Source organism: Nocardia sp. NPDC060259, from assembly GCF_042728775.1.
Lineage (GTDB): Bacteria > Actinomycetota > Actinomycetes > Mycobacteriales > Mycobacteriaceae > Nocardia.
Genome location: NZ_JBHXAY010000019.1, coordinates 14,728 through 37,000, shown reverse-complemented (window position 1 = coordinate 37,000; position 22,273 = coordinate 14,728). Strand labels below are relative to the sequence as shown.

Here is a 22,273-nt window from a genome sequence, read left to right as displayed (position 1 = left end):
CCTATCCTTCTTACTTCCGTGCCTGGTCGAGTCCCGCGACTTCGCGCACCGAGTCGGCGATGGCCCGGAAGTCCTTGCGCAGGATGGCACCGTGATTGCTGGGCACCTTAGCGCCGATGCGGACATTCGGGTTGCGGGTGGTCGCCGCGTCGAGGCCGCTGCGGATCTTCTCCTGCTCGTCGCGCTTACTACCGAACGACGTGCCCGAGGCGACCAGATACCGCACCGGGACGGTGATCCCGTCCAGCACCGGACCCAGCTCGCTGGAACGGGAGAGCTTGCCGAGCTCGATATTGCTCTCGGCCTGCTGCGCCGCGGTCATCCGCGGGGCCAACCCGGTCGGACGCAGCAACGGCATGAACCAGCTCAACCGCTTGAACAGCGTGCGAATCCGCTGCTCCATGGCATCGTCGAGCCAGTCGTACGGAAACGCGCCGTCGACGAGAACCGCACCGATGGCCCGTTCCGGATTCCGTTCGGCCCAATGCGCCCCGACGACCGCGCCGTAGGACCAGCCGACCACCAGCGCCCGGTCCACGCCCCGTGCCGCGAGCACCGCGTCGACATCACGGACAGCGGCCTCGAAGGAGTAGTCGGCGGACAGCTTCGACTTCCTGCCACGCGCCCGCTCGTCATAGGTGATGTGCCGGAACTCCGGCCCGAGCTCGGCAATGGTCTTGCGCCAGTACCCCTGGGTGGCGAACTGCCCGTTGAGGTAGACCACCGGGATCCCGTCACCACCGCTGTCGGTGACGGCCAGCGCCGTATCGTCGACGGCCACCATGCCGCTCCACGCGGTGTTCTCGGATTCGGTGTGGTTCGTGTGCTGCGCGGTCATGTCGCGATCACCCCTTCGGTTCGTCCTTCGTGATAGCGACTACTTTCACGAGCCGGCCTGACACCGACCTGACACGCACCTGACGCACCCGCTGACACCACGCCGCGCGGTTTCCCGACGACTCGGCGAGGTCGCCATAGGATTGGCTATTCGCTCGATCCACATTTCGGAGGACACCAGGGCAGTCGGATTTTCCAGGTAACCAGGAAGGTGACCAATGTCCGTTTCTCGGAACGTTCTGGTGTTCGTCTGCGCGCTGGGCCTCCTGGCGGCGGCATGTTCGTCGAACGACACTGCGAAGGATTCGAGCTCGACCTCGGGCGCGCACCCGACGTTCTCCAGTGATGACCCGGCGAAAGCCGAGGCCATCATGCGGATCGTCGACGATTACATGGCGGAAGCGCACCTGAAGTCGGTGATCGTGCGCGTGACGGTCGACGGCGAAGAGATCGTCACCGCGGCCAGGGGCGAGTCCATGGCGGGCGTGCCCGCCACCACCGACATGCATTTCCGCAACGGCGCGGTCGCGATCTCCTACGTGTCGACCCTGCTGCTGATCCTGGCCGACGAGCGGAAACTGAGCCTCGACGACAAGCTCTCGAAATACCTGCCCGGCATTCCCGAAGCCGACCGCGTGAACCTGCGCCAGCTGGCCCAGATGACCTCGGGCTATCACGATTTCGTGCTCGGGAACGAGAAATTCGCCGAGATCGCTTTCGCGGATCCGTACAAGGCGTGGACCACCGAGGAGCAACTCGCGCTCGCGATCAACGACCCCCTGTGGTTCGAGCCGGGAACCAACTGGGCCTACGCGCACACGAACTACGTACTCCTCGGGTTGGCGCTGGAGAAGGTCACGGGCAAATCGCTCGCGGATGCCTTGCAGGAGAGGGTCCTCGGCCCGCTCGACCTGAAGAACACCGTGCCGAACCTCACGCCCTATATCCCCGAGCCGGTCCTGCACTCGTTCACCTCGGAACGACGCGAGTACTTCGAATTGGCGCCCGACGTACCGTTCTACGAGGAATCGACCTACTGGAATCCGTCGTGGACGATCAGCCATGGTGCGATCCAGACGAGCGACATCTTCGACCTGGAGCGCAGTGCCGTCGCCATCGGCAGCGGCGAACTGCTGTCCGAGGAGTCGTACCGGGCGATGACGACCACGGACCTGCGCGGCAAGACGACAACGGTCCCCGGTTGCGTCAACTGCAGGCCGCTCGACGATTTCCAGACCTATGGTCTCGGCCTGTGGCTCACCGGCGACTGGTCCTACCAGAACCCACTGTTCTTCGGCGGTGCCGCGGTCAACGCCTACCTGCCGTCGCGGAAGATCGCGATCGCGGTCGCCGTCACCTTCCTGCCCCAGGCGTTCAGCTCCACCGGCGGCTACTCGAACGGCGGTGACGCGCTGTTCCGCAAGATCGGCGCGTACCTCGCCCCGAACGACGCGCCGCCGGTGAAGAAAGACGTTCCGCCGCAGGGCGGGTCGTAGCCGATGGCGGACTGGGACGGCGCGGGCTACGCCGACATCAGCGCACTCCAGCGGGCGATGGCGACGGACGCGGTGGAGTCCGTCGCGGTCGCGGGTGCCGAGCGCGTGCTCGATGTCGGTTGTGGCGACGGCTATGTGACGCGCCTGATCGCGGCGCGGGTGCCCGGCGGTTCCGTGCTCGGCGTCGACCCGTCACCGCGGATGATCGAGGCCGCCCGCACGGCCGACGACCAGCTCACGAATGTCGACTTCCAGGTCGGCGATGTCACGACCATGACCTTCGCCCGCGAGTTCGACCTCGTCGTTTCGTTCAACGCCCTGCACTGGGTGGTCGATCAGGAAACCGCCTACCGGCACATCGCCGCGGCCCTCGCACCCGGCGGACGGGTGCTCGTGCAGTATGTCTGCGCCGGACCGCGCCCGAGCGTCGAGGACATCGCGATGGCGGTCACCGGCGACGCGCGGTGGTCGGCGGCATTCGCCGATTTCACGCGCCCCTACACGCATATCGAACCCAGCGCGCTGACCGCGATCGCGGCGAGCGCAGACCTCGAACTCGCCGCGCGATCCGTGACCGACCGCGAATGGGACTTCGGCACCCGCGAGGCCTTCGCCCGGTGGTGCACGGTCGGGTTCGCGGACTGGACCGCCCGCTTGCCCGCCGCCGACGTCCCCGCCTTCGTGGACGAGGTCGTCGACCGCTACGAAGCCGTCATCGGCAGGCCGGGGCTGTTCCGATTCCTGCAGATGCGGGCCGAACTGTCGCGGCGCCCGCAGGACACCGCAGGCAGTCGGCGATCCCTAGGCGAATCCGCGTAGGCCCCTCGGCTCTTTCGCCGGCAATGCGTCGAGAACCATGGCGCCCTTGGCTTCAACAAGACGACACGTCTCGTATTGACAATCGGGCCGACATGATGCAGAGTTCTCTCCATCAGCGAGACGCAACGTCTCGTTTCATAGCTGGAGGAGCGCTTATGCCCAGAACCTGGTTCATCACCGGCGCCAATCGCGGTCTCGGCCGCGCGTTCACCGTCGCGGCCCTGGCCGCAGGCGACACCGTCGTCGCGACCGCTCGCGACCCACACACCATGTCCGACCTCGCCGATGCGCGACTCACGGTGCTGCCCCTCGACGTGCGTGACCGTGATCAGGTATTCGCCACGGTGGCCAAGGCATTCGACGTCACCGGCCGCATCGACGTCCTCGTCAACAATGCCGGCTACGGACTCGTCGGCGCGCTCGAGGAACTGACCGAAACCCAGATCCGCGACCAGATGGACACCAATTTCTATGGCGCCCTGTGGGTGTCACAGGCCGCGCTCCCCTACCTGCGCGCGCAAGGGTCCGGCCACATCGTGCAGATCTCGACAGTCGGCGCGGTCGGCTCCCTGCCGCTGTTCAGCATGTACAACGCCAGTAAGTGGGCCCTCGAAGGCTTCAGCGCCTCCCTCGCCGACGAACTGCGCCCCTTCGGCATCAAGGTCACCCTCGCCCAGATGGGCGGCTTCGACACCGACTGGGCCAAGTCGAGCATGAAGTTCGCCGATGGTATCGCGGCGTATTCCACTGTCCGCGAATCCATTCTCGGCATGCCGGAATACCCGGACATGTCCGCCCTGCCCACGGCAGCCGAGGACATTGCGACCGAACCAGCGGCCGACAACGAATGGGTCGAAGCCGCACCGGAAGTCGCCGCCGCCGGCCTGCTCGCCCTCGTCGACGACCCGAACCCGCCGCTGCGCAAGATCATCGGACCCGGCGCGCATCAGATGGTCGCCATGGCCCTCGACGCCCGCCGCCAGGACTACCTCACCGACGCCGAATTCACCTGGCCCGCCTGACCGTAGCCAGCGCCGCACGAATGGGATATGGATGCTGGAACGTCTCGAACTGGAGGCATTTCTCACCCTCGCCGAGGAATTGCACTTCGGCAGGACGGCGGAGCGCCTCTGCGTGACGACGAGTCGAATCAGCCAGACGATTCAGAAGCTGGAGCGCCGCATAGGCGCACCGTTGTTCGAGCGCAACAGCCGCATCGTGCGGCTCACACCGCTCGGCAAGCGGCTGCGCGACGAGTTGCGGCCCGCCTATGACCAGATCGCGGCCAGTGTCATCGCGGCGAGCAGTGGCCGCTGCGTCGAACAGCGCATCACGGTGGGGTTTTCCGCGCCGTGGTGCGGGAATCTGGTCGTGCGGGCGGCGGATGCCTTCCGGATTCGCTTTCCGAACGCTGTTGTCGATATCGAGGAGATCCAGCTGGTCGATCCGCTCGGCCGCATGCGTTCGGGCGCAGTGGATCTGCAGCTCACCGAGTTCCCGATCGCCGAACCCGATATCACCACGGGTTCGATCATCTTCTCCGAACCGCGTGGACTGATGGTGCCCGAAGGGCATCCGTTCGCGGTACGGGAATCGGTATCGGTGGAGGATCTGGCCGACGCGACACTGGTCACCATCACCGACGAACGCGTTCCGCGTTACTGGATGGACTGCTACTTTCCGCGGCGGACACCATCGGGTCGGTCGATATCGCAGGGTCCCGCCACGAACTTCTGGCCCGAGGTGCTGGTTCACGTCAGTCAGGGCATCGGTGTCAGTACCGTCGCGCTCCGGGCCGAGGACTTCTATTCCCGGCCGCATATGGTTTTCGTGCCCTTCCGCGACGCGCCCCCGATCGACTACGGCCTCCTGTGGCCTGCCGCGGGTAGGAACCTCCTCGTGCAGCCGTTCCTGGAGACAATCGCCGAGGCCGCCGGATCGCTGTGACGGGCATGCGCGCGCATCGTTGAATGTCGCTTAGCGATGCGTTGCCGAAATACCGCTTGTCGGTGGGTTTTCGGGTGGCGATGCTGAGGGAACATCCACTCAGCATCGAAAGGTTGTCCATGCGCAAGATCATCGAATCCACCTTCGTCACGACCGACGGGGTTGTCGGCGAGCCACACGAGTGGGGTGGGCCGTACTGGGATGCCGAGCACAGCGAGTACGCGTCCGAGCTGCTGTTCGCCTGCGATGCGCTCCTGCTCGGCCGGGAAACCTATGCCGGATTCGCGCAGGTGTGGCCTACTCGCCCCGCCGATGATCCGTATGCGGCCCGGATCAACGCCATGCCCAAATACGTCGCGTCCCGCACCCTCGCGCAGCAGGACGCCACGTGGAACGCCACTGTCCTGCAGGGGGATATCGTCGACGCGGTGCGCGCCCTCAAGGCGGAGGACGGCCGTGACATTCTCAAGTTCGGCACCGGGTCGCTGTCGCACGCGTTGCTCGAGGCGAAACTGGTCGACGAATACCACTTCTGGATCTTCCCTGCCATCGCGGGCGCGGGTGAGCGGCTCTTCGAGGGCTACGCGCACCTCACCCACCTCGAATTGCTCGGGACGACCACCTTCAAATCCGGCATCGTCGTGCACCGCCTCGCCCCGCGCTGATCACCAGCGTCGCCTCACCGCGATCGGGCCTCTTCCAGCTGGAAGTCGTCGAACCGGGCACGTGCCTGCTCGACCTCGGGGAGGGTGTCGGTGGTCCAGAGCAGCAGCGCGTCGATAAGTCCCTGCAGCGTCCGGCCGATCGGGGAGATGCGGTATTCGACGGCGACCGGCCGGGTCTGGGTGACCACCCGCTCGACCATCCCATTGCGTTCCAGTCGCCGCAGCGCCGCCGTGAGCGATTTCTGGGTCACCACCGGTATCGCTCTGCGGAGTTCGTTGAAACGCAACGGCTGATCGCAGAGCGCCTCCATGATCTGCAGCGACCACTTGTCGAGCATCTGATCGAGCAACTCACGGTGCTGCGCGGTGAGCTGGGGGACCGCGTCGGTTTCCTGCATGACACCTAGTCTCGTTGAAGTGCCCTTCGAATACCACGTATACATCGGATACCTAGTCCGATCGTGAAGGGAACCACCCATGACCGTGCAGCTCATCACCCCGCCGAACATGTTCGGCCCCGTTCCGTACCACCATGTTTCGATCAGCACCGGCACGCGCCACGTCCACGTCGCCGGTCAGATCGCTCGCGACGCCGATGGCAACCGGGTAGCCGAGGGCGACCTCGCGGGCCAGCTCGCCCAGTCCCTCCGCAACACCGCCCGCGGCCTGGCCGGCGCGGGCGCCACCTTCGCCGACGTCGTCCGCCTCCGCTTCTTCGTCACCAACTGGACCCCCGACAAATACGCCGACTTCCTCGACGGCATCAACCAGGTCGCCGAAGAACTCGCCCTGCCCGACCCGCTCCCACCCCTGTCCGCCATCGGCGTCGACTACCTCTTCGAACCCGACGTCCTGGTCGAGGTGGAGGCCTACGCCGTCGTCGACTGACTCGACCCGAAGTCCGTCCTCGGCGTGAGCACAAGGCCGCGACCCCGCTCCGGTGTAAAGCTCTCCGCCAGAGCGGGATCGGCGAGCAGTGCGATCGGAGCGAGGTGATCAGCCTTCCGCGGCTGCCACCATGGCAGCGCCGCGCATCCCGCATCCGCTGAGGGCTGAAGTACTTTGTGCGCTGAGGGGCTCGCCGCTGCCATGGCTGCTGACCGTACAACCGATCGGACAGCGCGGCTGATGACCTCTGGATACCATCGCACCAGCGCGCGAGCTACCGGTGTCCGGCCTGTTGTGTTCGGCACGAACCCTGATAGTTGCCATGCGCGATGTCAGCTGATACTCCTTGTCCGGTTGCTACAAACGCTACGAGGTACGCGCAGGGGGTATTATGCGGCACGATATGAGCGTTCCGAATTTTGCGGGAGATATTGTCGACATTGCAGTCGGCAATCCGGCTCATCCCATCGGCTTCGGGTTTCTTAGGCCGCTGGAATCTGGATGCTATCAACTGCGGGCTGAATTGCGGCCGTCCGATTGGGCGGGTTTGAAGATAATATCCGGCTTGTGTCGTGATCGCCAATTTCTGATGTATGGAGGCCGCATATCTGGGGGTTACGGCATGCAGCTGGCGGTCAACGCGCGAGATCTTTTTGTCGCCCGCAATTACTTCGACACCGAATCGTCAGCGTCTTCGTTGGAAATATTGGACGGGATACGGGGCATCATGTTGCAATTCAAGCCGTCCGATGTTGCGCCGACATTCGGCCTTCGAAGTGGGCTGCCATTGGCGGTCGGGGGCGATTTTGCGGTCGGCATCGACTATGCGAAGCTCGATGAGCCGATATCCTACGAGGGCTCGATGGCTGCGGTGACTCTGCACCGACTCTCGCGACATTTTGAGGATGCAATGCGGGAGGTGGTGGCGGACTCGCACGCTGAGCGGGTCGTCGTGGAGTTTCATTTCTCGAAGATCGTGGATGTCGAACAAGCGCGCATCGCTGTCAAGGCATTGCGGATACTTCTCCTTTATATGGAGGGTAGTGCCGAACCTGAAAGTGTCGATGTCGTTCTCGAAAATGAGTACTTCATGTGGCGTGGGGCGGAGTTCTCTTCGGTAGCGCCTGGATTCGATCGCCCGAACTTTCGTCTGGGCAATGGCGATTTGTTAGCTCTGATTCGGTTGATGCATGACTTCATTTTCCGTTTGGTGGAGATTCCTCACGTAGTCGAAGTTCTCGGTGAAATCGTATTCGGCCAAGTGCCGCACCGATATCAAGTGACACTTCTGGGCACCGCGTGGGAACACGTGGTCGAGAGTTCGTCGTCAGCGAATGGTTCACTAAAAGTGAGGGACGCAGTGGCGGCAACACTCGCCGCCGTCACGCAAGGTGATGCTGAGGTTGGCAAGCTGATCGATCTGTCCTGGAACACGTATAACAAACTGAAACATCGAAACTTGAGAAGTGTATCGAACATGCCTACGCGGATGGTAGTCGATGACAGAAATATCGATGATATGGAGCTTCTTGCAAGCTTTATGACACATGTGGTGGTCGTGATGATCTTGCATGAGATCGGTTTCGCAGCGGGGGCATCAATCCTAGCAGGTGACCTTGTAGATGTGACCACTTCAGCGGGCACAATCCAGTCGAAGTATGGAGTTCTACTACGGAATCATTCGAGTACCGATACTGCGTAAGTAGGCGACATAACGAGCATCACCCTCTGGCCATGTCCACGAACCTACTCAGGTGCAGCTGGTGGGCGACGGTGATGGTGGCGGTGGGGCCGTTACGGTGCTTGCCGACGATGAGGTCGGCTTCGCCGCCGCGGGGGTCGTCGCGTTCGAAGGCGTCGGGCCGATGTAGCAGGATGACCATGTCGGCGTCCTGTTCCAGCGAGTTGTGGGCTGAAATTCCTTGCGCCACAAAGTTATGCGTCCCCGGAACGGTGCCGTCGTAGACGTCTTGTTCGCCGAGGCTGGTGATTTCGGCGATCTTGTCCCAGAACACGTCGTTGGTGGCGAGCATGTCGATGTCGGCGTCGTCGAGGACGGTGGCTACGCGGGCTAGACGGGACCGGCTGGGGGAATGCTTCCACATTGTGCTGCCGCAGAAGCGAGAACCCATGGCGGCAGAGAATTCACGGTGCGTCATTTGCTTTTCGGCCAGCAGGGTGCGGACCCGGCCCCAGACCTCGGCGGGGACGGTGTCGACGTTCGTGTTGCGGGTCATCGGTTCCAGCTCGGCGAGCGCGGTCTCGGCGGACTGACCACGGGCGCCGTGCACGCCGACATCGCGCAGGAACACCGTCTGGTTTTCGCTGCCGTCGATTGTCAGGTGGTAGCAGGGGCGGTAATCGCCCTTGCGCACCGTTTTGATGCGTCCGTGCACCCCTAGTCGCAACAGCAGCTGGTTCACGTCGTCGACCAGACGCCGGCTTGTCGAGGCGTAGTAGACGCGCGCCTGGCGACCCTTGGCATCCCAGCGCACCGATCCGTCCGTCGCCCACAGGTGCCGCAGGAACAGCGCGACCTGATCGTCGGGCAGCGCGAAAATTGGTTCGGGAACGAACTTCTCGTAGCTGCGCAGGCCGAACAGGCCGAGAGAGTCCAGCCAGGCGGCGATCGGGTTGCGCTTGCCGTGGGTGAGGCGGTACGGCGCGGGCAGGCGCAGGGTGGTGACGCGCGCTGCGGCGTGCTCGTCACGGACCGCGCTGACACCGAAGTGCTCGGCGGCGGTGGTGACGGCAGCGAGGTTCTCCTCGTCGACGCCGGCGTAGCGGATCGGCTGGCGCTTGACGCAGGAACCGTCACCGATCATGTGCGCGAGCATCACGATCTCGGCTTCGGGAAGCCGGGTGGTGTGCGCAGGCTCGGGGACGCGTCGAGGCGTCGCGAGCCGATCGCCGACAGCGAGCTTGTCGAGCGCGATCCAGCCGTCGACGGTCAGGAACGGGTGGTTACCGGTGGCTTCGACTTCGCGGCCGGAAGCCAGGCGGAGGCGGAACACCTCCTTGCGGCCGCTCGGGAACACCTTGACCATCGGCCGCGCGACCATCCGCATGCGCTCGTCGAGCGACCATACGAGCGGCTGCTCACCGCTGGCGATCAGTTCGCCCAGCGTCACCTCGGCGCCATTGTCCGCGCGAAGGATTCGCGTCGACGCGGGCATGCAACCCGACTCACGAAGGTCGGACACCATGGGCCGCTTGTCGGTTCGCTGTTCCGGACCACGGTTCAGCTGCGAGATCGCGATCACCGGAACTTCGAGTTCCTTGGCGAGCAGCTTGAGATGCCGCGAGAATTCCGACACTTCCTGCTGCCGGGATTCGACCTTCTTGCCGGAGCTCATCAGCTGGAGGTAGTCCACGACGACGAGCTTCAGATCATGGCGCTGCTTGAGCCGCCGTGCCTTGGCGCGAATCTCCATCATCGTCAAGTTCGGGGAATCGTCGACGAACAGCGGCGCTTCGCTGATCTCGCTCATCCGCCGGGCGAGTTTGGTCCAGTCGTCGTCGCTCATCCGGCCGGATCGCATATCACCGAGTTTGATCTTCGCCTCGGCAGAGAGCAGACGCATGACGATCTCGGTCCGGCTCATCTCGAGCGAGAAGATCACGCTCGCCATCCCGTGCTTGATCGAGCAACTCCGCATGAAGTCCATGCCGAGCGTCGAGTTGTGGGTGGGCACCAGGGAACGGCCTGCCAAGTACATGTGGTCGGAATTGTCGACCTCCACGCAGCGAACCGGCAGTGGATCGATCTTGCGCACGTCGACGATCTGGCGTGCTTCGGAACGGGCGGTGCGTGGCACGGCGTGCGCGAAGTGATCGCGGGGTGTGCGCAGGCTGTGCGCGATCTCCCCGGTGGTGCGTACTACCGGATGTGGCGCGAGCGTCGGTGCCAGTGTCGTCCACTGGTGTTCTTCGTCGGCGACGAGCACCGTGCCGTCGGAGAACTCGACCTCGTAGCAGGGCCGGTCGGTCATGACTTCGGTGGTCGCCACGACGCGAGTCGCACGCCCGTCAGGCCCGAGCAGTTCGTCGCCGACCTGAATGTCGCCCATCGTGGTCCACCCGCGCGGCGTCGGTAGCGGCGTGTCGAGCGCCAGCGCCTTACCCACACCAGGTCGGGCCGCGACGATGATCATCTGGCCCGCGTGGAGGCCGTTGGTGAGTTCGTCGAGTTCGGTGAAGCCGGTGGGGACGCCGAGGGAGATGCCGCCGCGGGATGCGATGGAGTCGATTTCGTCCATGGTGGGCTGGAGGAGTTCTTCCAGCGGGGTGAAGTCCTCGGTGGTGCGGCGCTCGGTGACCTCGTAGATCTCGGCCTGGGCGCGGTCGACCACCTCGGCGACGTCCTGGCCGTCGGCACCCGCGTAGCCGAACTGGACGATGCGGGTGCCCGCTTCGACGAGGCGGCGCAGGATGGCCTTCTCGGCGACGATCTCGGCGTAGAAACCGGCGTTGGCGGCCGTCGGGACGGTCTGGGTGAGGGTGACCAGGTAGGGCGGGCCGCCGATGCGCTTGAGCTCGCCGCGGCGGTCGAGACCGGCGGCGACGGTGACGGGGTCGGCGGGCTCGCCGCGGCCGTACAGGTCGAGGATGGTGTCGTAGACGGCCTGGTGGGCGGGACGGTAGAAGTCGCCGGGGCGCAGCACCTCGACCACGTCGGCGATGGCGTCCTTGCTCAGCAGCATGCCGCCGAGGACGGACTGCTCCGCGGCCATGTCGTGCGGGGGCTGGCGGCCGAAGTCCTCGCCGGGGGGTTCGGGCGGGAAGTCCGTATGCGCGCGGTCACCGGTGGTGGTCACCAGAATCGACCGTCCTCTCTGCCCGCAGAACCGGGGGTTTCACATCGATGAACTCGTTGTACTCCCGGGCACCGACACGGATGTCAGCAATCGGTTGCCTGCGTGATTCCCGGGGTCGCGCGCAGGGCAATGCGACGAACCTAGGCGACGTTTCGGGGCGCCGCCAACCCCATATGTGCACACAACTGTGGATAACTTGGGGGTAGTTCACCCAGTGTTGTGTAGCTCCTGTGGAAAACGTGGGGAAAACCCAGGTCAGTGCGGTGGAACGCCCTGCTAGGCCCCCTTTTACTCAACTCTCCACCTGTGGATGAAAGAAGTCCCGGCGTGTCGGTCAAGGTGAACGGCCGGGCGTGTTGGGTAAACAGCGATGGTGCACGCTATGACGAGAGTCACAAATCTGCCGGTCGGTTTCGGCAATCATCCACAGGCTGAATAACCGGAGGTCAGCGAATTGCGGACCGTCGGCCGCCGGGGGTGACCTGCAGGGGAGCGATCTCTGGCTATCGTCCAGTTATCGCGATTTCAGCCGTGAAAAGGCAACGAGAAACCACCCCCATGTCGAACACGGGGGTGGCTCTCAGCGAACTCAGTTCGCGGCAACCTCGAGGTTGAACTTGGCAGCCACATCGGGGTGCAGGTGCACCACGATGCCGTGCTTGCCGGTCGCCTTGATGTGCGACTTCGGCAGCTCGATGCTGCGCTTGTCCACCACGGGGCCACCGGCAGCCTTGATGGCGGCGGCGACATCGGCCGTGGTGACCGAACCGAACAGCTTGCCGCTGTCGGCGGTCTTCACGGCCAGCGAGACCGAGTCAAGGCCCTCGATGGCCTGCTTCAGCTCGTTGGCGTGATCGAGGTCGCGCACCTTGCGGGCGTCCTGCGCCCGGCGGATGCCCTCGACCTGCTTCTGGGCGCCACGGGTGGCCACGATGGCCAGACCGCGGGGCAGCAGGTAGTTGCGGCCGTAGCCGTCCTTGACCTCGACGAGATCGCCCGGGGCACCGAGGTTGTCGACATCAGCGGTGAGGATGAGCTTCATCTGTCTGACTCCCTTTCTCAGCGAGCGGTCGACACGTAAGGCAGCAGGGCCACCTCACGCGAGTTCTTGACGGCGACAGCGATATCACGCTGGTGCTGGACGCAGTTGCCGGTGACGCGGCGGGCGCGGATCTTGCCGCGATCGCTGACGTACTTACGCAGCAGCGTGGTGTCCTTGTAATCGATATTGACGATTCCGGACTTGCTCTCCTTGCAGAAAGTGCAAGCCTTCTTCTTCAGCACCTTTTCGCGCGCGGGCGCTTTAGGCATGGTCTTCTCTCCGTACTATGAGTGCCGTTCCTCAGAACGGCGGTTCGTCATCCATGCGGCCGCCGCCCCCGAAGGAGCCGGCCGCGGGCGCGCTACCCCACGGATCGTCGTTGCCTGCGTTTCCGCCGCTCGACTGTCCGCCGCCACTGTTGGCGTTGTAGCCGCCTGCGCTTGCACCACCACCGGCATTGCCGGAACCGCCACCGAAGCCACCGCCGCCGCTGCGACCGGCCTTGGATACCTTCGCTGTGGCACTGCGCAGCGAAGGTCCGACTTCGTCGACCTCGAGTTCGACGACTGTGCGCTTCTCGCCCTCACGGGTTTCATACGAGCGCTGCTTGAGTCGTCCGCTCACGATCACGCGAGTCCCGCGAGTCAGGCTCTCGGCGACGTTTTCCGCTGCATCACGCCAGATGTTGCAGCGAAGGAAGAGCGTCTCGCCGTCTTTCCATTCGTTCGAATTGCGATCGAACACGCGGGGAGTCGAAGCGACGGTGAAATTCGCCACCGCTGCGCCCGCGGGCGTGAAACGAAGCTCAGGGTCTGCCGTCAAGTTTCCGATGACGGTGATGACCGTGTCGCCTGCCATGGGGGTTCCTCCTGCTCGGGGTGCAGTCCGCGTCTCGCTGTCGCGCTAGAGCCTAAAGATAGGCACCGACGAAAACGAGAGTTCGCTCTGCGGACTACTTGTCGTTGCGCAGAACCTTGGTGCGCAGCACCGTCTCGTTCAGGCCCAGCTGGCGATCGAGCTCGCTCACGGTGGCCGGGGTCGCGGTCAGTTCGACGACCGCGTAGATGCCTTCGGCCTGCTTGGCGATCTCGTAGGCGAGCCGGCGGCGGCCCCAGATGTCGACCTTGTCGACCTTGCCGCCCTCGGTCTTGACGACGTTGAGCAGGTTATCCAGGGACTGCCCGACGATGCGCTCGTCCAGGCTCGGGTCGAGGATGACCATAACTTCATAATGACGCACGGACCAATCACCTCCTGTGGACTAGGAAACGGCCATGGACTTTCCATGGCAGGAGGGTTCGTTGCGTCAGCAACCCGGTAAGGCTACATGAGCGGGCACTGAGCAGCGAAATCGATCTACTCCGCGGGTGCGCCCCTGGATCGCGGCGGCGCCGCATAATGTGGTCGATATGACCACTGCCGACCCACAGCAGCGCGCAGCACGTGGCGCGGCGCGGGCCACGGCGCTGACGTTCCTGATCGTGCTGTTGTGCGCGCTCACCCTCGCGATGGCCTATGCCAACAAGGCGCGGTGCGCGGGCGGCGCGATCGATGAAACCGGTCGCAGCCAGGTATTCGATGTCCGCAAGGATATGGATGTCTGCTATTCCGATATCCAGTTCCTCTGGATCGGCCGCGATATCGACAATCACGTCTTCCCGTATGTCGACGGCGGGATCACCGAGGAGGGCGCGCTCACCGGCGGCGCGGTGGAGTATCCGGTGCTCAGCGGTGTGCTCATGTGGGCGGGCGCGATCGGGGTCACCAACGACGCGGACTTCCTGTGGCATTCGGCGCTGCTGCTCACACCGTTCGCGCTGCTGACGGCGTGGATGCTGGCCCGGTTGGCAGGCCCGGCCGCGTTGCTGTGGGCGATCGGCCCGCCACTGGTGCTGTACGCGTTCCACAACTGGGAACTGCCGGTCGTGTGCACCGCGGTGGCGGCGGTCTACGTGATGTCCAAGCTGACCGGCCTGTCGATACGCACCCGCGGGATCATCGCCGCGGTGCTGCTCGCCATCGGGTTCTGCTTCAAGCTCTATCCGGGCATCTTCCTGCTGCCACTGGCGGTCTACATCCTCACCGAGGGCGCGCCGCGCGACGCGCGGCGCGTGCGTGATCTGGACGTGGCGGGCGCGGCGCAGGCACTGCTCGCGGCGATGGGCACGGTGGCCGCGGTGAATCTGCCGTTCGTGGTGGCGGGCGTCGAGGGCTGGCGGGCCTCGATCACCTTCCAGCAGATGCGCCAGGCCGACATCACCACGAACTCGATCTGGTACTGGGGACATCAGCTGATCTTCGGCCGCGACGCGGAGACGACGACCACCTGGCACGACATGGTCGCCGTTGCCTCGCCCGCGCTGATCCTGGCGTCCTTCGTGCTGGCGATGTGGCTCGGCCTGCGCCGCTGGACGCCGACTTCGCCCTTCCCGTGGGTGGGCGTGAGCGGCGCGATGCTGTGCGGATTCATGCTTTTCCACAAGGTCCACTCACCCCAGTACACCCTGTGGATAATTCCGTTCCTGGTGCTGCTTCGGGTGCCTTGGTCGCTGGTCGCGGCGTATCTGGTTGCCGACGCGGCGGTGGGGATCGGCGTCTTCCGGTACTTCTACTCGATGGGCGCCGGTGAGGGCGTCGAGCTGATGGAGGGGATCGTCCAGTTCGGCGTGTGGCTGCGCAGCGCCCTGCTCATCGTGCTGTTCTTCCTGTTCCTGCGGGCCGGGCTGCGCGGTGCGCGCCGGGCCGAATCGGCCTTCGCACTCTTCGATCGACGCGAACTCCAGCCGGTCGCCTGAGAACGACAGCGGCGGCGAATCCCGGTTCGGGACCCGCCGCCGCTGTGGCTATCGCTTGTTCGTGCCGCCGATCAGCTGACCGGTGCGGCTTCCTTGGACTCGTCCACCGCGTCCGGCTCGTCCTTGCGGTTGCGCAGGATGCTCGAGATGAACGCCGCGCCGATGAACGCCACGCCGATGAGACCGGTGATCAGCTCGTCGACGTGCACGCCGATCGAGATCAGCAGAATCGCCGCCAGCGCGCCGATCGCCCAGTGCGCGCCGTGCTCGAGGTACACGTACTCCGAGAGCGTGCCCTGACGGACCAGGTACACCGTGATCGACCGGACGAACATCGCGCCGATGAAGCCGAGGCCCAGCGCGATGATGATCGGGTCGGAGGTGATCGCGAACGCGCCGATCACGCCGTCGAAGGAGAACGACGCGTCGAGCACCTCGAGGTACAGGAACAGGAAGAACGCGGCCTTACCGGTCGCCTTCACCAGACCGGACGGGCCCGAAGCGGCGTTCTCCAGGTCCTCGGTGTGGAACATCGAGCCGAGGCCGTCGACCGCGATGTAGACGATCATGCCGAGCAGACCCGCGACCAGCACGGTCGACCGGTCCTCCTCCTTGGCCAGGAACTCGGCGGTGAGGATCAGGCCAGTGCCTGCCACGACCACCGACAGCATGTCGAGCTTGCCCGCCCTGGCCAGCGGCTTCTCCAGCCAGCTCAGCCAGGTGATCTCGCGCTCTTCGAAGATGAAGTTCAGGAACAGCAGCGCGAGGAACATGCCGCCGAACGCCGCGATCTGCGGGTGCGCGTCGGTCAGCAAGGTTTCGTAGCTGGGGCTGCCGTCAGGGAAGTAGGGTGCGTCGTCGGGGGGCGGGTTGAGGGCCAGGTCGAACGCCTCGATCGGACCGAGCCCGGCGGTGATCCACACGATGGCGAGCGGGAACACCAGTCGCATGCCGAACACGGCGATGACGACACCGATGGTCAGGAAGATCCGCTGCCAGAACTCGCTCATCCGCTGCAGGACGGTGGCGTTGATGACGGCGTTGTCGAACGACAGCGACACCTCGAGAATGCCGAGGATCGCGCACAGTGCGAGGGCGGTCGGACCTCCGTAGAGGAAGGCGACGACCAGCGATAACACCGTGACGGCGACGGACAGGCCGAATATGCGCGTAATCACGCGGAGGGACCTTTCTGTGTCACACGGACAGGGGGCCCGGTCAGTCGAGCCCCCTGTTCGCGATGGTGACTAGACGTTGACGCCGTAGTCGCGTGCGATACCGGCGAGGCCGGAGGCGTAGCCCTGCCCGATGGCACGGAACTTCCATTCGGCACCGTTGCGGTACAGCTCGCCGAAGACCATAGCGGTCTCGGTCGAGGCGTCCTCGGACAGGTCGTAGCGGGCGAGCTCGGTGCCGTTGGCCCGGTCGACGACGCGGATGTAGGCGTTGCGCACCTGGCCGAACGACTGCGAGCGGGTCTCCGCGTCGTAGATCGAGACGGGGAAGAAGATGCTCTCGATGGTCGGCGGGGTGTTGGCCAGGTCGACATTGATGACCTCGTCGTCGCCCTCGCCCTCACCGGTGGTGTTGTCGCCGGCGTGCTCGATGGCGCCTTCGGGGGACTTCAGGTTGTTGAAGAACACGAAGTGCTTGTCCGAGACAACCTTCTTGTCGGCGCCGGTCGCGATCGCGCTGGCGTCGAGGTCGAAGTCGGTGCCGGTGGTGGTGCGCACGTCCCAGCCGAGGCCGACCGCGACCGCGGTCAGGTTCGGAGCCTCTTTGGTCAGCGAGACATTGCCGCCCTTGGACAGACTGACACCCATGCGGGAATCCCTTCGGTTAGTCCGGTGTGTCGTTTCCCAGCATGTCCGAATCGCCGGGTACCGCTACGACAGTAATAGGTTTCGCGGAACTTGCGTAGGAACGAGCAGCAGCCCTGGTTAACGCGGGGAATCTCCTACCATCGGGACTGTGCGTGGTCGGGTCGCCGCGCGGTTCGGAAAGGGGACGTGCCGGTGACACCTCGCAGACGCGGATGGTTCAGATCGGGGGCCGATCATGAGTGGATCAGTGGGGCAAGGGCGGCCACGTCGTCGGCCTTCCTCGATATGGATCATCGGCAGACGGCGGCGGAGGCGGGCGTGGTGGCCAGCGAACAGGTCTTCCCCGACCGCCGGATCGGCGCGGTCTGGGAGCCGGTGCGCGCGCGGTGCTACGCCGCCGCCGGTGCGTATCTGAGTCTCACCGAAGAGCTCGACACCGCCGAAGCCACGGGCAGCCCGATCGCGGACGGGCCTGCCAGGGCGGATGTGCTGGTGCGTCAGCTCAACGACGCGGCGCGCGGGGTCGACGAGTTCTATCACTCCCATCGCAGCGGCCTGGAGGAAGCGGCGCGGGTGCGATCGGCGGTGCCACAGCTGCTGGCGCACGTGCGGGCCGAGGCCGAGCAGGTGCTCGCCGCCGCCGCGTCGTCGGGGTATGCGAGCTACCCCTCGATCGCGGCAGGTGTAAGGCGGCTGAATGAGGATCTGATCACAGCGTCCTCGGCCGATCCGCAGACCTCCGTCGCCGCCGCGCGCACGGCTGCGGCGGCGGTGCAGCAGGCGACGGCGGAATTGTCGGATGCGTTGGCGCAGGCCCCTTCTCGCGCTTCGGCGGCGGCGAAGGCGATCGCGTCGGTGACGACCCGGCTGGCCGCTGTCCGCAACCGCGCGAGTGGCCTCGGCCCCGCGTACTCGGCGCTGTTGCGCGAGTTCAGCGCTGCGAGTTCGGCGGACTTGACCAACAATGAGCGGGAAAGCCGGCGCGGCATCGACGCCGCGGACGCGGCGCTGGTGGGCGCGCGTGTCGCGGCTGCCGATCACGACCCGGAGACAGCCCTTGACCTGACCGCCACCGCGCGCCAGCACCTCGCCGAGGCCGAGCAGTTGGTCGACGCCGTCACCCGGCGCCTCGAACTGTTGCGCGAGGTGCGTGCCGACCCCGACGCGCACGCCCGCACCGTACGATTCCGGCTGCGGGACGCGCAGATGCTCGCGGTCGACCGAGGCCTGGTCGGCGAGTGGGGGTCGGTGCTCGATGCCCAAGCCGAACGCCTCGACCGCATCAATTCCGGACTGACGGGTCGTCATCCAGACTATTGGGCATATGTTTCCGAACTGGACACCGTCGCGGCGTTCATCGCCGGAGTGGTCGAACGCATCAGAAAACACGTAGGAACCGACAGGACTTAGGAATGCACAGGACATGATGACAGCGGGGTACGCGGTCGCGCCGGAGATCTGCCTGCGTAAGCAGGTTCCGCTGCGCCACTTCCGGCAATTGCACGGGCCGAGAGCCCGTGAGCTGTTCCTCCGCGAGCCGGAGCCGATCGTCGATGCCGACGACCGGGAGCTGCTGGCCACCGCGCTCGGCGCGACGCTGTATGTGCCCGCGACCCGCCCCGACCTGGCCGCCACCATCGCGCGGCGTGCGGCGCGCGGCGTGTGCTCGATGGTGATCGATCTCGAGGACGCCGTCGCCGACCATCAGGTGGAGGCGGCCAAGGAGCACGCCGTCGCGACGCTGGATCTGCTCGCCCGCAGCGAGGATCCGAACCCGATGCTGTTCATCCGGGTCCGCGACCCGCAGACCGTCACCGAGCTGGTCGACCAGCTCGGGCCGGGCGCCGATGTGCTCACCGGCTTCGTCTTCCCCAAGTTCGACGCCGTCACCGGGCCCGCCTACCTGGCCGCGCTCGCCGACGCGCGGCGCAGGCTGGATCGCCCGGTCTACGGCATGCCGGTGCTCGAATCGGCGAGCCTGGTGCATCGCCAGACCCGCGACGAGCAGCTCTCCCGCATCGCGGACTTACTCGGCGAACACCGCGACCAGCTGCTCGCGGTCCGGATCGGCGCCACCGACATGTGCTCGACCTTCGGCATCCGCCGCGACCGCGATCTCACGATCTACGACGTGCGCGTGGTCGCCGACGTGATCGCCGACATCGTCAACTACCTCGGCCGCGCCGACGGCACCGGTTTCATCATCACCGGGCCGGTGTGGGAGTACTTCGCCGATCACGAGCGGATGTTCCGGCCGCTGCTGCGGACCGCGCCGTTCGAGGAGTCCGACGCGGTGCCGTTCCGCCAGTACCTGGTCAGCCGGGACCTCGACGGCCTGCTGCGCGAGATCACCCTCGACCGCGCCAACGGCATCCAGGGCAAGACGGTGATCCACCCCTCGCACGTGGCCGCCGTGCACGCGCTGTCGGTGGTGACCCACGAGGAGTACGCCGACGCGCTGCACATCATGGAGGCCGACGTCGGCGGCGTCGCGGCCTCGGAATACCGCAACAAGATGAACGAGATGCGCCCGCACCGCAGTTGGGCCCGCCAGACGCTGGTCCGGGCTCGTGCGTTCGGGGTCGCCAACAAGGGAGTGTCCTTCGTGGATTTGCTGACAGCGATGATCGCCGAATGAGCGTGTTCGGACTCGACCTCGAAATACCGTGGGCGACAAAAAATCTGGGTATAGAACTGCGGCATGGTGCGTCGTTCGCCGCGTCGGCGGCCGAGGACGCGCTGCCCGGTGAGCTCTCGATCGCCGCGCTGGTCCAGCCGGGGCTGCGGCGCAATCCGCGGCGGGCGCACCTGCTGGTGTCGACCGTGCTCGGCAAGCATCTGCCGACCGATCCGCGCGTCGTGATCGGCGCGGGCAATCGCCTCGGCGACCTGGTGCGCGAGAAACTCGGTGACCGTGAGCCGGTCGTGCTCGGATTCGCCGAGACCGCAACCGGTTTGGGCCACTGCGTCGCCGCGCGTCTCGGTGCGAGCTGCTATCTGCACTCCACCCGCAGGGCGGAACCGCGAGCCACCACGCTGACCGGTTTCGAGGAAGGCCATTCGCACGCCACCTCGCACCTGCTGCAACCAGCACCAGCCGACATCTTCGTCAACGATCTGCCGCTGGTGCTGGTCGACGACGAGATCTCCACCGGTGACACCGCCATCGACGCCGTCCGCGCGCTGCACGCCTTCGCGCCCCGCTCGCACTACGTGCTCGCCTCGCTGGTCGACATGCGTACCGCCGCCGACCGGGCGAAGTTCGAGGCCTTCGCCGCCGAACTCGGCGCGCGCATCGATACCGTCTGCCTGGCCGCGGGTCGCACCGAGCTGCCCGATGGCCTGGTCGAGACGGTCACCGCGATGCCGGAACCAGAGCTCAATCCGATGGCAGCGCAGCGTGGTTCGTTCGGCCGGATCGAACTGACTTGGCCCGCTGACGTTCCCGAAGGCGGCAGACACGGCATTCTGAACTCCGATGTCGCGGCGTTCGATATCGCGCTGAAAGCCGCCACCGACGAGGTGCACTCGCGCCTCGATGCCGAGTTCGCCGGTCGTCCCGTGATCGTGCTCGGTCACGAGGAATTGATGTACCTGCCGCTGCGGCTCGCTGCCGAGCTGGCGGAATCGGGGACGCTCACCCGCTTCCAGACAACCACGCGCTCACCGGCTTACGTACTCGACGAGCCGGGCTACCCGCTGCGCCGTGGCTTCCGCTTCCACGCACCCGAGCCGGACGCGACCGCTCAGCGCTACCTGTACAACGCGCAGTGGACCGACGGCGATGCGGCGCCGGTGCTGCTGGTCGTCATCGACCCGCCCGCCGACACCGACGAACTCGTTTCCCCCGACGGTCTGGTCGACGTGCTCACCGCTTCGGGCGCCGACGTGCTGATCGCGGTGCTTCCCGGCGCGGATCCGCGCACCCTGCACGCGGATCGCACCGACGAGTCGACCGCGGGCGTCGCCGGGCCGGACACTGCGCGCCCGGACGTGACACCGTTGCACGGCCCCGACTTCGGTTCCTATGCGGCTGACGAGGTGTCGTGGCTGCTGAAGGATCTCTCCGGCGCTGACCTGGAAGCCGATGTCGCCGAACGCGAGCGGCGGATCCAGGCGGGCGTCGCCCACTACGCCGAATCCCTGCCGGTCGAGTACCAGCCCGACGCCGAGTACCGCGAGCTGTTCGACCGCGTGCTGGCCGACAGCGCGGAACGGCTGGCACTGGCGGTGGCCACGGTGGCCGAGCTCGTTGTCGCCGAACGCGGTGAGGACATCGTGCTGGTCTCGCTGGCCAGGGCGGGTACTCCGGTCGGCGTGCTCATGCGGCGCTGGCTGCGCAGCGGTGTGGGTCGTCCGAGCCTGACCGTGCCGCACTACGCGGTGTCGATCGTGCGTGATCGCGGCATCGATGCCGTGGCCTTGGATTACCTCGCCCACCATCACGATCCGTCCACGATCGTGTTCGTCGACGGCTGGACCGGCAAGGGCGCCATCACCCGCGAGCTCACCGAGGCGCTCGACGCCTATCACGCCGCCGGTGGCGCCCGGTTCAACGATGAGCTGGTCGTGCTCGCCGATCCCGGCAACTCCGTGCGCACCTACGGCACCCGCGACGACTTCCTGATCGCCTCCGCGTGCCTGAATTCCACGGTCTCGGGGCTGGTCTCGCGCACCGTCCTCAACGACACCCTGATCGGACCCGGTGAGTTCCACGGCGCCAAGTTCTATCGTGAGCTCGCCGACGCCGATGTCTCGAACCAGCTGCTCGACGCGGTGACGGCCGCCTTCGAGGGCATCCGCGATCAGGTTCCCGCCGCGGTCGCCGCGATCCGGGACTCCGATCGCACCCCCGACTGGTCGGGCTGGGCGTCGGTGGAGCGGGTGCGCGCCGAATATGGTGTCGCGACAGTGAATTTCGTGAAGCCGGGCGTCGGCGAGACCACCCGCGTACTGCTGCGCCGGGTACCGTGGCGGGTGCTGGTCCGGGAGGCCGATGCTCCCGAACACGCGCACATCCGCCTGCTCGCCGCGGCGCGCAATGTCCCGGTGGAAGTGGTCGGAGACCTGGCCTACTCCTGCATGGGCCTGATCAAGGAGCTGGATCAGTGACCGCCGACGCGCTGTTCGCCACCGATCTCGAC

20 protein-coding genes are annotated in these 22,273 nt (G+C 65.8%); 11 read left to right on the top strand and 9 right to left on the bottom strand.

Annotation, left to right across the window (positions count from 1 at the left end):
* Positions 1 to 10 precede the first annotated feature (10 nt).
* Positions 11 to 838: an alpha/beta fold hydrolase gene (locus tag ACFWF2_RS10740; protein WP_379306763.1), complete on the bottom strand. Its 828-nt coding sequence runs from the start codon at positions 836 to 838 to the stop codon at positions 11 to 13.
* A 217-nt stretch (positions 839 to 1,055) separates the two neighbouring features.
* Between ACFWF2_RS10740 and ACFWF2_RS10735 the strand changes: the two genes are divergently transcribed.
* The 5 genes from ACFWF2_RS10735 (at position 1,056) to ACFWF2_RS10715 (ending at position 5,764) form a co-directional block, all read left to right on the top strand.
* A complete protein-coding gene (locus tag ACFWF2_RS10735) occupies positions 1,056 to 2,333 on the top strand; it encodes a serine hydrolase domain-containing protein (protein WP_379306761.1) in 1,278 nt (425 codons plus the stop codon).
* Between the two features lie 3 nt (positions 2,334 to 2,336).
* The gene (locus ACFWF2_RS10730; protein WP_379306759.1) at positions 2,337 to 3,152 is read left to right on the top strand and encodes a class I SAM-dependent methyltransferase; all 816 of its coding nucleotides are present in this window, start codon (positions 2,337 to 2,339) and stop codon (positions 3,150 to 3,152) included.
* A gap of 155 nt (positions 3,153 to 3,307) precedes the next feature.
* Positions 3,308 to 4,174 (top strand): SDR family NAD(P)-dependent oxidoreductase, encoded by an 867-nt coding sequence (locus ACFWF2_RS10725; RefSeq protein ID WP_379306757.1) that lies wholly within the window; start codon positions 3,308 to 3,310, stop codon positions 4,172 to 4,174.
* Between the two features lie 31 nt (positions 4,175 to 4,205).
* On the top strand, positions 4,206 to 5,099 hold the full coding sequence (locus tag ACFWF2_RS10720) for a LysR family transcriptional regulator (RefSeq protein ID WP_379306755.1): 894 nt from the start codon (positions 4,206 to 4,208) through the stop codon (positions 5,097 to 5,099).
* A gap of 119 nt (positions 5,100 to 5,218) precedes the next feature.
* Positions 5,219 to 5,764: a dihydrofolate reductase family protein gene (locus tag ACFWF2_RS10715; protein WP_379306753.1), complete on the top strand. Its 546-nt coding sequence runs from the start codon at positions 5,219 to 5,221 to the stop codon at positions 5,762 to 5,764.
* 14 nt (positions 5,765 to 5,778) lie between these two features.
* On the opposite strand, the gene ACFWF2_RS10710 is transcribed toward ACFWF2_RS10715, so the two are convergent.
* On the bottom strand, positions 5,779 to 6,162 hold the full coding sequence (locus tag ACFWF2_RS10710; RefSeq protein WP_379306751.1) for a winged helix-turn-helix transcriptional regulator: 384 nt from the start codon (positions 6,160 to 6,162) through the stop codon (positions 5,779 to 5,781).
* A gap of 79 nt (positions 6,163 to 6,241) precedes the next feature.
* Here ACFWF2_RS10710 and ACFWF2_RS10705 point away from each other — a divergent pair, with 79 nt between their 5' ends.
* The gene (locus ACFWF2_RS10705) at positions 6,242 to 6,652 is read left to right on the top strand and encodes a RidA family protein (RefSeq protein WP_379306749.1); all 411 of its coding nucleotides are present in this window, start codon (positions 6,242 to 6,244) and stop codon (positions 6,650 to 6,652) included.
* A gap of 403 nt (positions 6,653 to 7,055) precedes the next feature.
* Positions 7,056 to 8,354, top strand: a complete 1,299-nt coding sequence (locus tag ACFWF2_RS10700) for a hypothetical protein (protein WP_379306747.1) — start codon at positions 7,056 to 7,058, stop codon at positions 8,352 to 8,354.
* A 19-nt stretch (positions 8,355 to 8,373) separates the two neighbouring features.
* On the opposite strand, the gene ACFWF2_RS10695 is transcribed toward ACFWF2_RS10700, so the two are convergent.
* The 5 genes from ACFWF2_RS10695 to rpsF all read right to left on the bottom strand — a co-directional run bounded on the left by ACFWF2_RS10695 (position 8,374) and on the right by rpsF (position 13,751).
* Positions 8,374 to 11,469, bottom strand: coding sequence for a replicative DNA helicase (locus ACFWF2_RS10695; RefSeq protein ID WP_379306745.1), 3,096 nt, complete (start codon positions 11,467 to 11,469; stop codon positions 8,374 to 8,376).
* Positions 11,470 to 12,058: 589 nt separating this feature from the next.
* Positions 12,059 to 12,511 carry a 50S ribosomal protein L9 gene (gene rplI, locus ACFWF2_RS10690; RefSeq protein WP_189031508.1) on the bottom strand — a complete coding sequence of 151 codons (453 nt, stop codon included), beginning with the start codon at positions 12,509 to 12,511 and terminating at the stop codon, positions 12,059 to 12,061.
* A gap of 17 nt (positions 12,512 to 12,528) precedes the next feature.
* A complete protein-coding gene (gene rpsR, locus ACFWF2_RS10685) occupies positions 12,529 to 12,780 on the bottom strand; it encodes a 30S ribosomal protein S18 (protein WP_019050001.1) in 252 nt (83 codons plus the stop codon).
* A 31-nt stretch (positions 12,781 to 12,811) separates the two neighbouring features.
* Positions 12,812 to 13,369 carry a single-stranded DNA-binding protein gene (locus ACFWF2_RS10680; protein WP_379306743.1) on the bottom strand — a complete coding sequence of 186 codons (558 nt, stop codon included), beginning with the start codon at positions 13,367 to 13,369 and terminating at the stop codon, positions 12,812 to 12,814.
* Between the two features lie 94 nt (positions 13,370 to 13,463).
* Positions 13,464 to 13,751, bottom strand: coding sequence for a 30S ribosomal protein S6 (gene rpsF, locus ACFWF2_RS10675; RefSeq protein ID WP_022565973.1), 288 nt, complete (start codon positions 13,749 to 13,751; stop codon positions 13,464 to 13,466).
* A 169-nt stretch (positions 13,752 to 13,920) separates the two neighbouring features.
* Here rpsF and ACFWF2_RS10670 point away from each other — a divergent pair, with 169 nt between their 5' ends.
* Positions 13,921 to 15,306: a glycosyltransferase family 87 protein gene (locus ACFWF2_RS10670; RefSeq protein ID WP_379306741.1), complete on the top strand. Its 1,386-nt coding sequence runs from the start codon at positions 13,921 to 13,923 to the stop codon at positions 15,304 to 15,306.
* Between the two features lie 71 nt (positions 15,307 to 15,377).
* Here ACFWF2_RS10670 and ACFWF2_RS10665 read toward each other — a convergent pair whose 3' ends face one another.
* Positions 15,378 to 16,484 carry a DUF475 domain-containing protein gene (locus ACFWF2_RS10665; RefSeq protein ID WP_379306739.1) on the bottom strand — a complete coding sequence of 369 codons (1,107 nt, stop codon included), beginning with the start codon at positions 16,482 to 16,484 and terminating at the stop codon, positions 15,378 to 15,380.
* A gap of 69 nt (positions 16,485 to 16,553) precedes the next feature.
* Positions 16,554 to 17,129, bottom strand: coding sequence for a TerD family protein (locus ACFWF2_RS10660; protein ID WP_019049996.1), 576 nt, complete (start codon positions 17,127 to 17,129; stop codon positions 16,554 to 16,556).
* A gap of 285 nt (positions 17,130 to 17,414) precedes the next feature.
* Here ACFWF2_RS10660 and ACFWF2_RS10655 point away from each other — a divergent pair, with 285 nt between their 5' ends.
* From ACFWF2_RS10655 to ACFWF2_RS10645, 3 genes are read left to right on the top strand one after another with little or no spacing between them, the layout of a single operon-like run.
* Positions 17,415 to 18,539, top strand: coding sequence for a hypothetical protein (locus ACFWF2_RS10655; protein WP_379306737.1), 1,125 nt, complete (start codon positions 17,415 to 17,417; stop codon positions 18,537 to 18,539).
* A 16-nt stretch (positions 18,540 to 18,555) separates the two neighbouring features.
* The gene (locus tag ACFWF2_RS10650; protein ID WP_379306848.1) at positions 18,556 to 19,767 is read left to right on the top strand and encodes an HpcH/HpaI aldolase/citrate lyase family protein; all 1,212 of its coding nucleotides are present in this window, start codon (positions 18,556 to 18,558) and stop codon (positions 19,765 to 19,767) included.
* Complete coding sequence (locus tag ACFWF2_RS10645) at positions 19,764 to 22,241, top strand: phosphoribosyltransferase (RefSeq protein ID WP_379306735.1); 2,478 nt, start codon at positions 19,764 to 19,766, stop codon at positions 22,239 to 22,241. Before ACFWF2_RS10650 ends, ACFWF2_RS10645 begins: the two co-directional genes overlap by 4 nt.
* Positions 22,242 to 22,273 lie beyond the last annotated feature (32 nt).

Excerpts from the sequence above, each read along its gene's own strand:
- ACFWF2_RS10670 (WP_379306741.1), top strand. The coding sequence starts at position 13,921 with ATGACCACTGCCGACCCACAGCAGCGCGCAGCACGTGGCGCGGCGCGG.
- ACFWF2_RS10720 (WP_379306755.1), top strand. The coding sequence starts at position 4,206 with ATGCTGGAACGTCTCGAACTGGAGGCATTTCTCACCCTCGCCGAGGAA.
- ACFWF2_RS10710 (WP_379306751.1), bottom strand. The coding sequence starts at position 6,162 with ATGCAGGAAACCGACGCGGTCCCCCAGCTCACCGCGCAGCACCGTGAG.
- rplI (WP_189031508.1), bottom strand. The coding sequence starts at position 12,511 with ATGAAGCTCATCCTCACCGCTGATGTCGACAACCTCGGTGCCCCGGGC.
- ACFWF2_RS10715 (WP_379306753.1), top strand. The coding sequence starts at position 5,219 with ATGCGCAAGATCATCGAATCCACCTTCGTCACGACCGACGGGGTTGTC.
- ACFWF2_RS10655 (WP_379306737.1), top strand. The coding sequence starts at position 17,415 with ATGGATCATCGGCAGACGGCGGCGGAGGCGGGCGTGGTGGCCAGCGAA.
- ACFWF2_RS10700 (WP_379306747.1), top strand. The coding sequence starts at position 7,056 with ATGAGCGTTCCGAATTTTGCGGGAGATATTGTCGACATTGCAGTCGGC.
- rpsR (WP_019050001.1), bottom strand. The coding sequence starts at position 12,780 with ATGCCTAAAGCGCCCGCGCGCGAAAAGGTGCTGAAGAAGAAGGCTTGC.
- ACFWF2_RS10705 (WP_379306749.1), top strand. The coding sequence starts at position 6,242 with ATGACCGTGCAGCTCATCACCCCGCCGAACATGTTCGGCCCCGTTCCG.
- ACFWF2_RS10725 (WP_379306757.1), top strand. The coding sequence starts at position 3,308 with ATGCCCAGAACCTGGTTCATCACCGGCGCCAATCGCGGTCTCGGCCGC.
- ACFWF2_RS10660 (WP_019049996.1), bottom strand. The coding sequence starts at position 17,129 with ATGGGTGTCAGTCTGTCCAAGGGCGGCAATGTCTCGCTGACCAAAGAG.
- ACFWF2_RS10740 (WP_379306763.1), bottom strand. The coding sequence starts at position 838 with ATGACCGCGCAGCACACGAACCACACCGAATCCGAGAACACCGCGTGG.
- ACFWF2_RS10680 (WP_379306743.1), bottom strand. The coding sequence starts at position 13,369 with ATGGCAGGCGACACGGTCATCACCGTCATCGGAAACTTGACGGCAGAC.
- ACFWF2_RS10735 (WP_379306761.1), top strand. The coding sequence starts at position 1,056 with ATGTCCGTTTCTCGGAACGTTCTGGTGTTCGTCTGCGCGCTGGGCCTC.
- ACFWF2_RS10650 (WP_379306848.1), top strand. The coding sequence starts at position 18,556 with ATGACAGCGGGGTACGCGGTCGCGCCGGAGATCTGCCTGCGTAAGCAG.
- ACFWF2_RS10730 (WP_379306759.1), top strand. The coding sequence starts at position 2,337 with ATGGCGGACTGGGACGGCGCGGGCTACGCCGACATCAGCGCACTCCAG.
- ACFWF2_RS10645 (WP_379306735.1), top strand. The coding sequence starts at position 19,764 with ATGAGCGTGTTCGGACTCGACCTCGAAATACCGTGGGCGACAAAAAAT.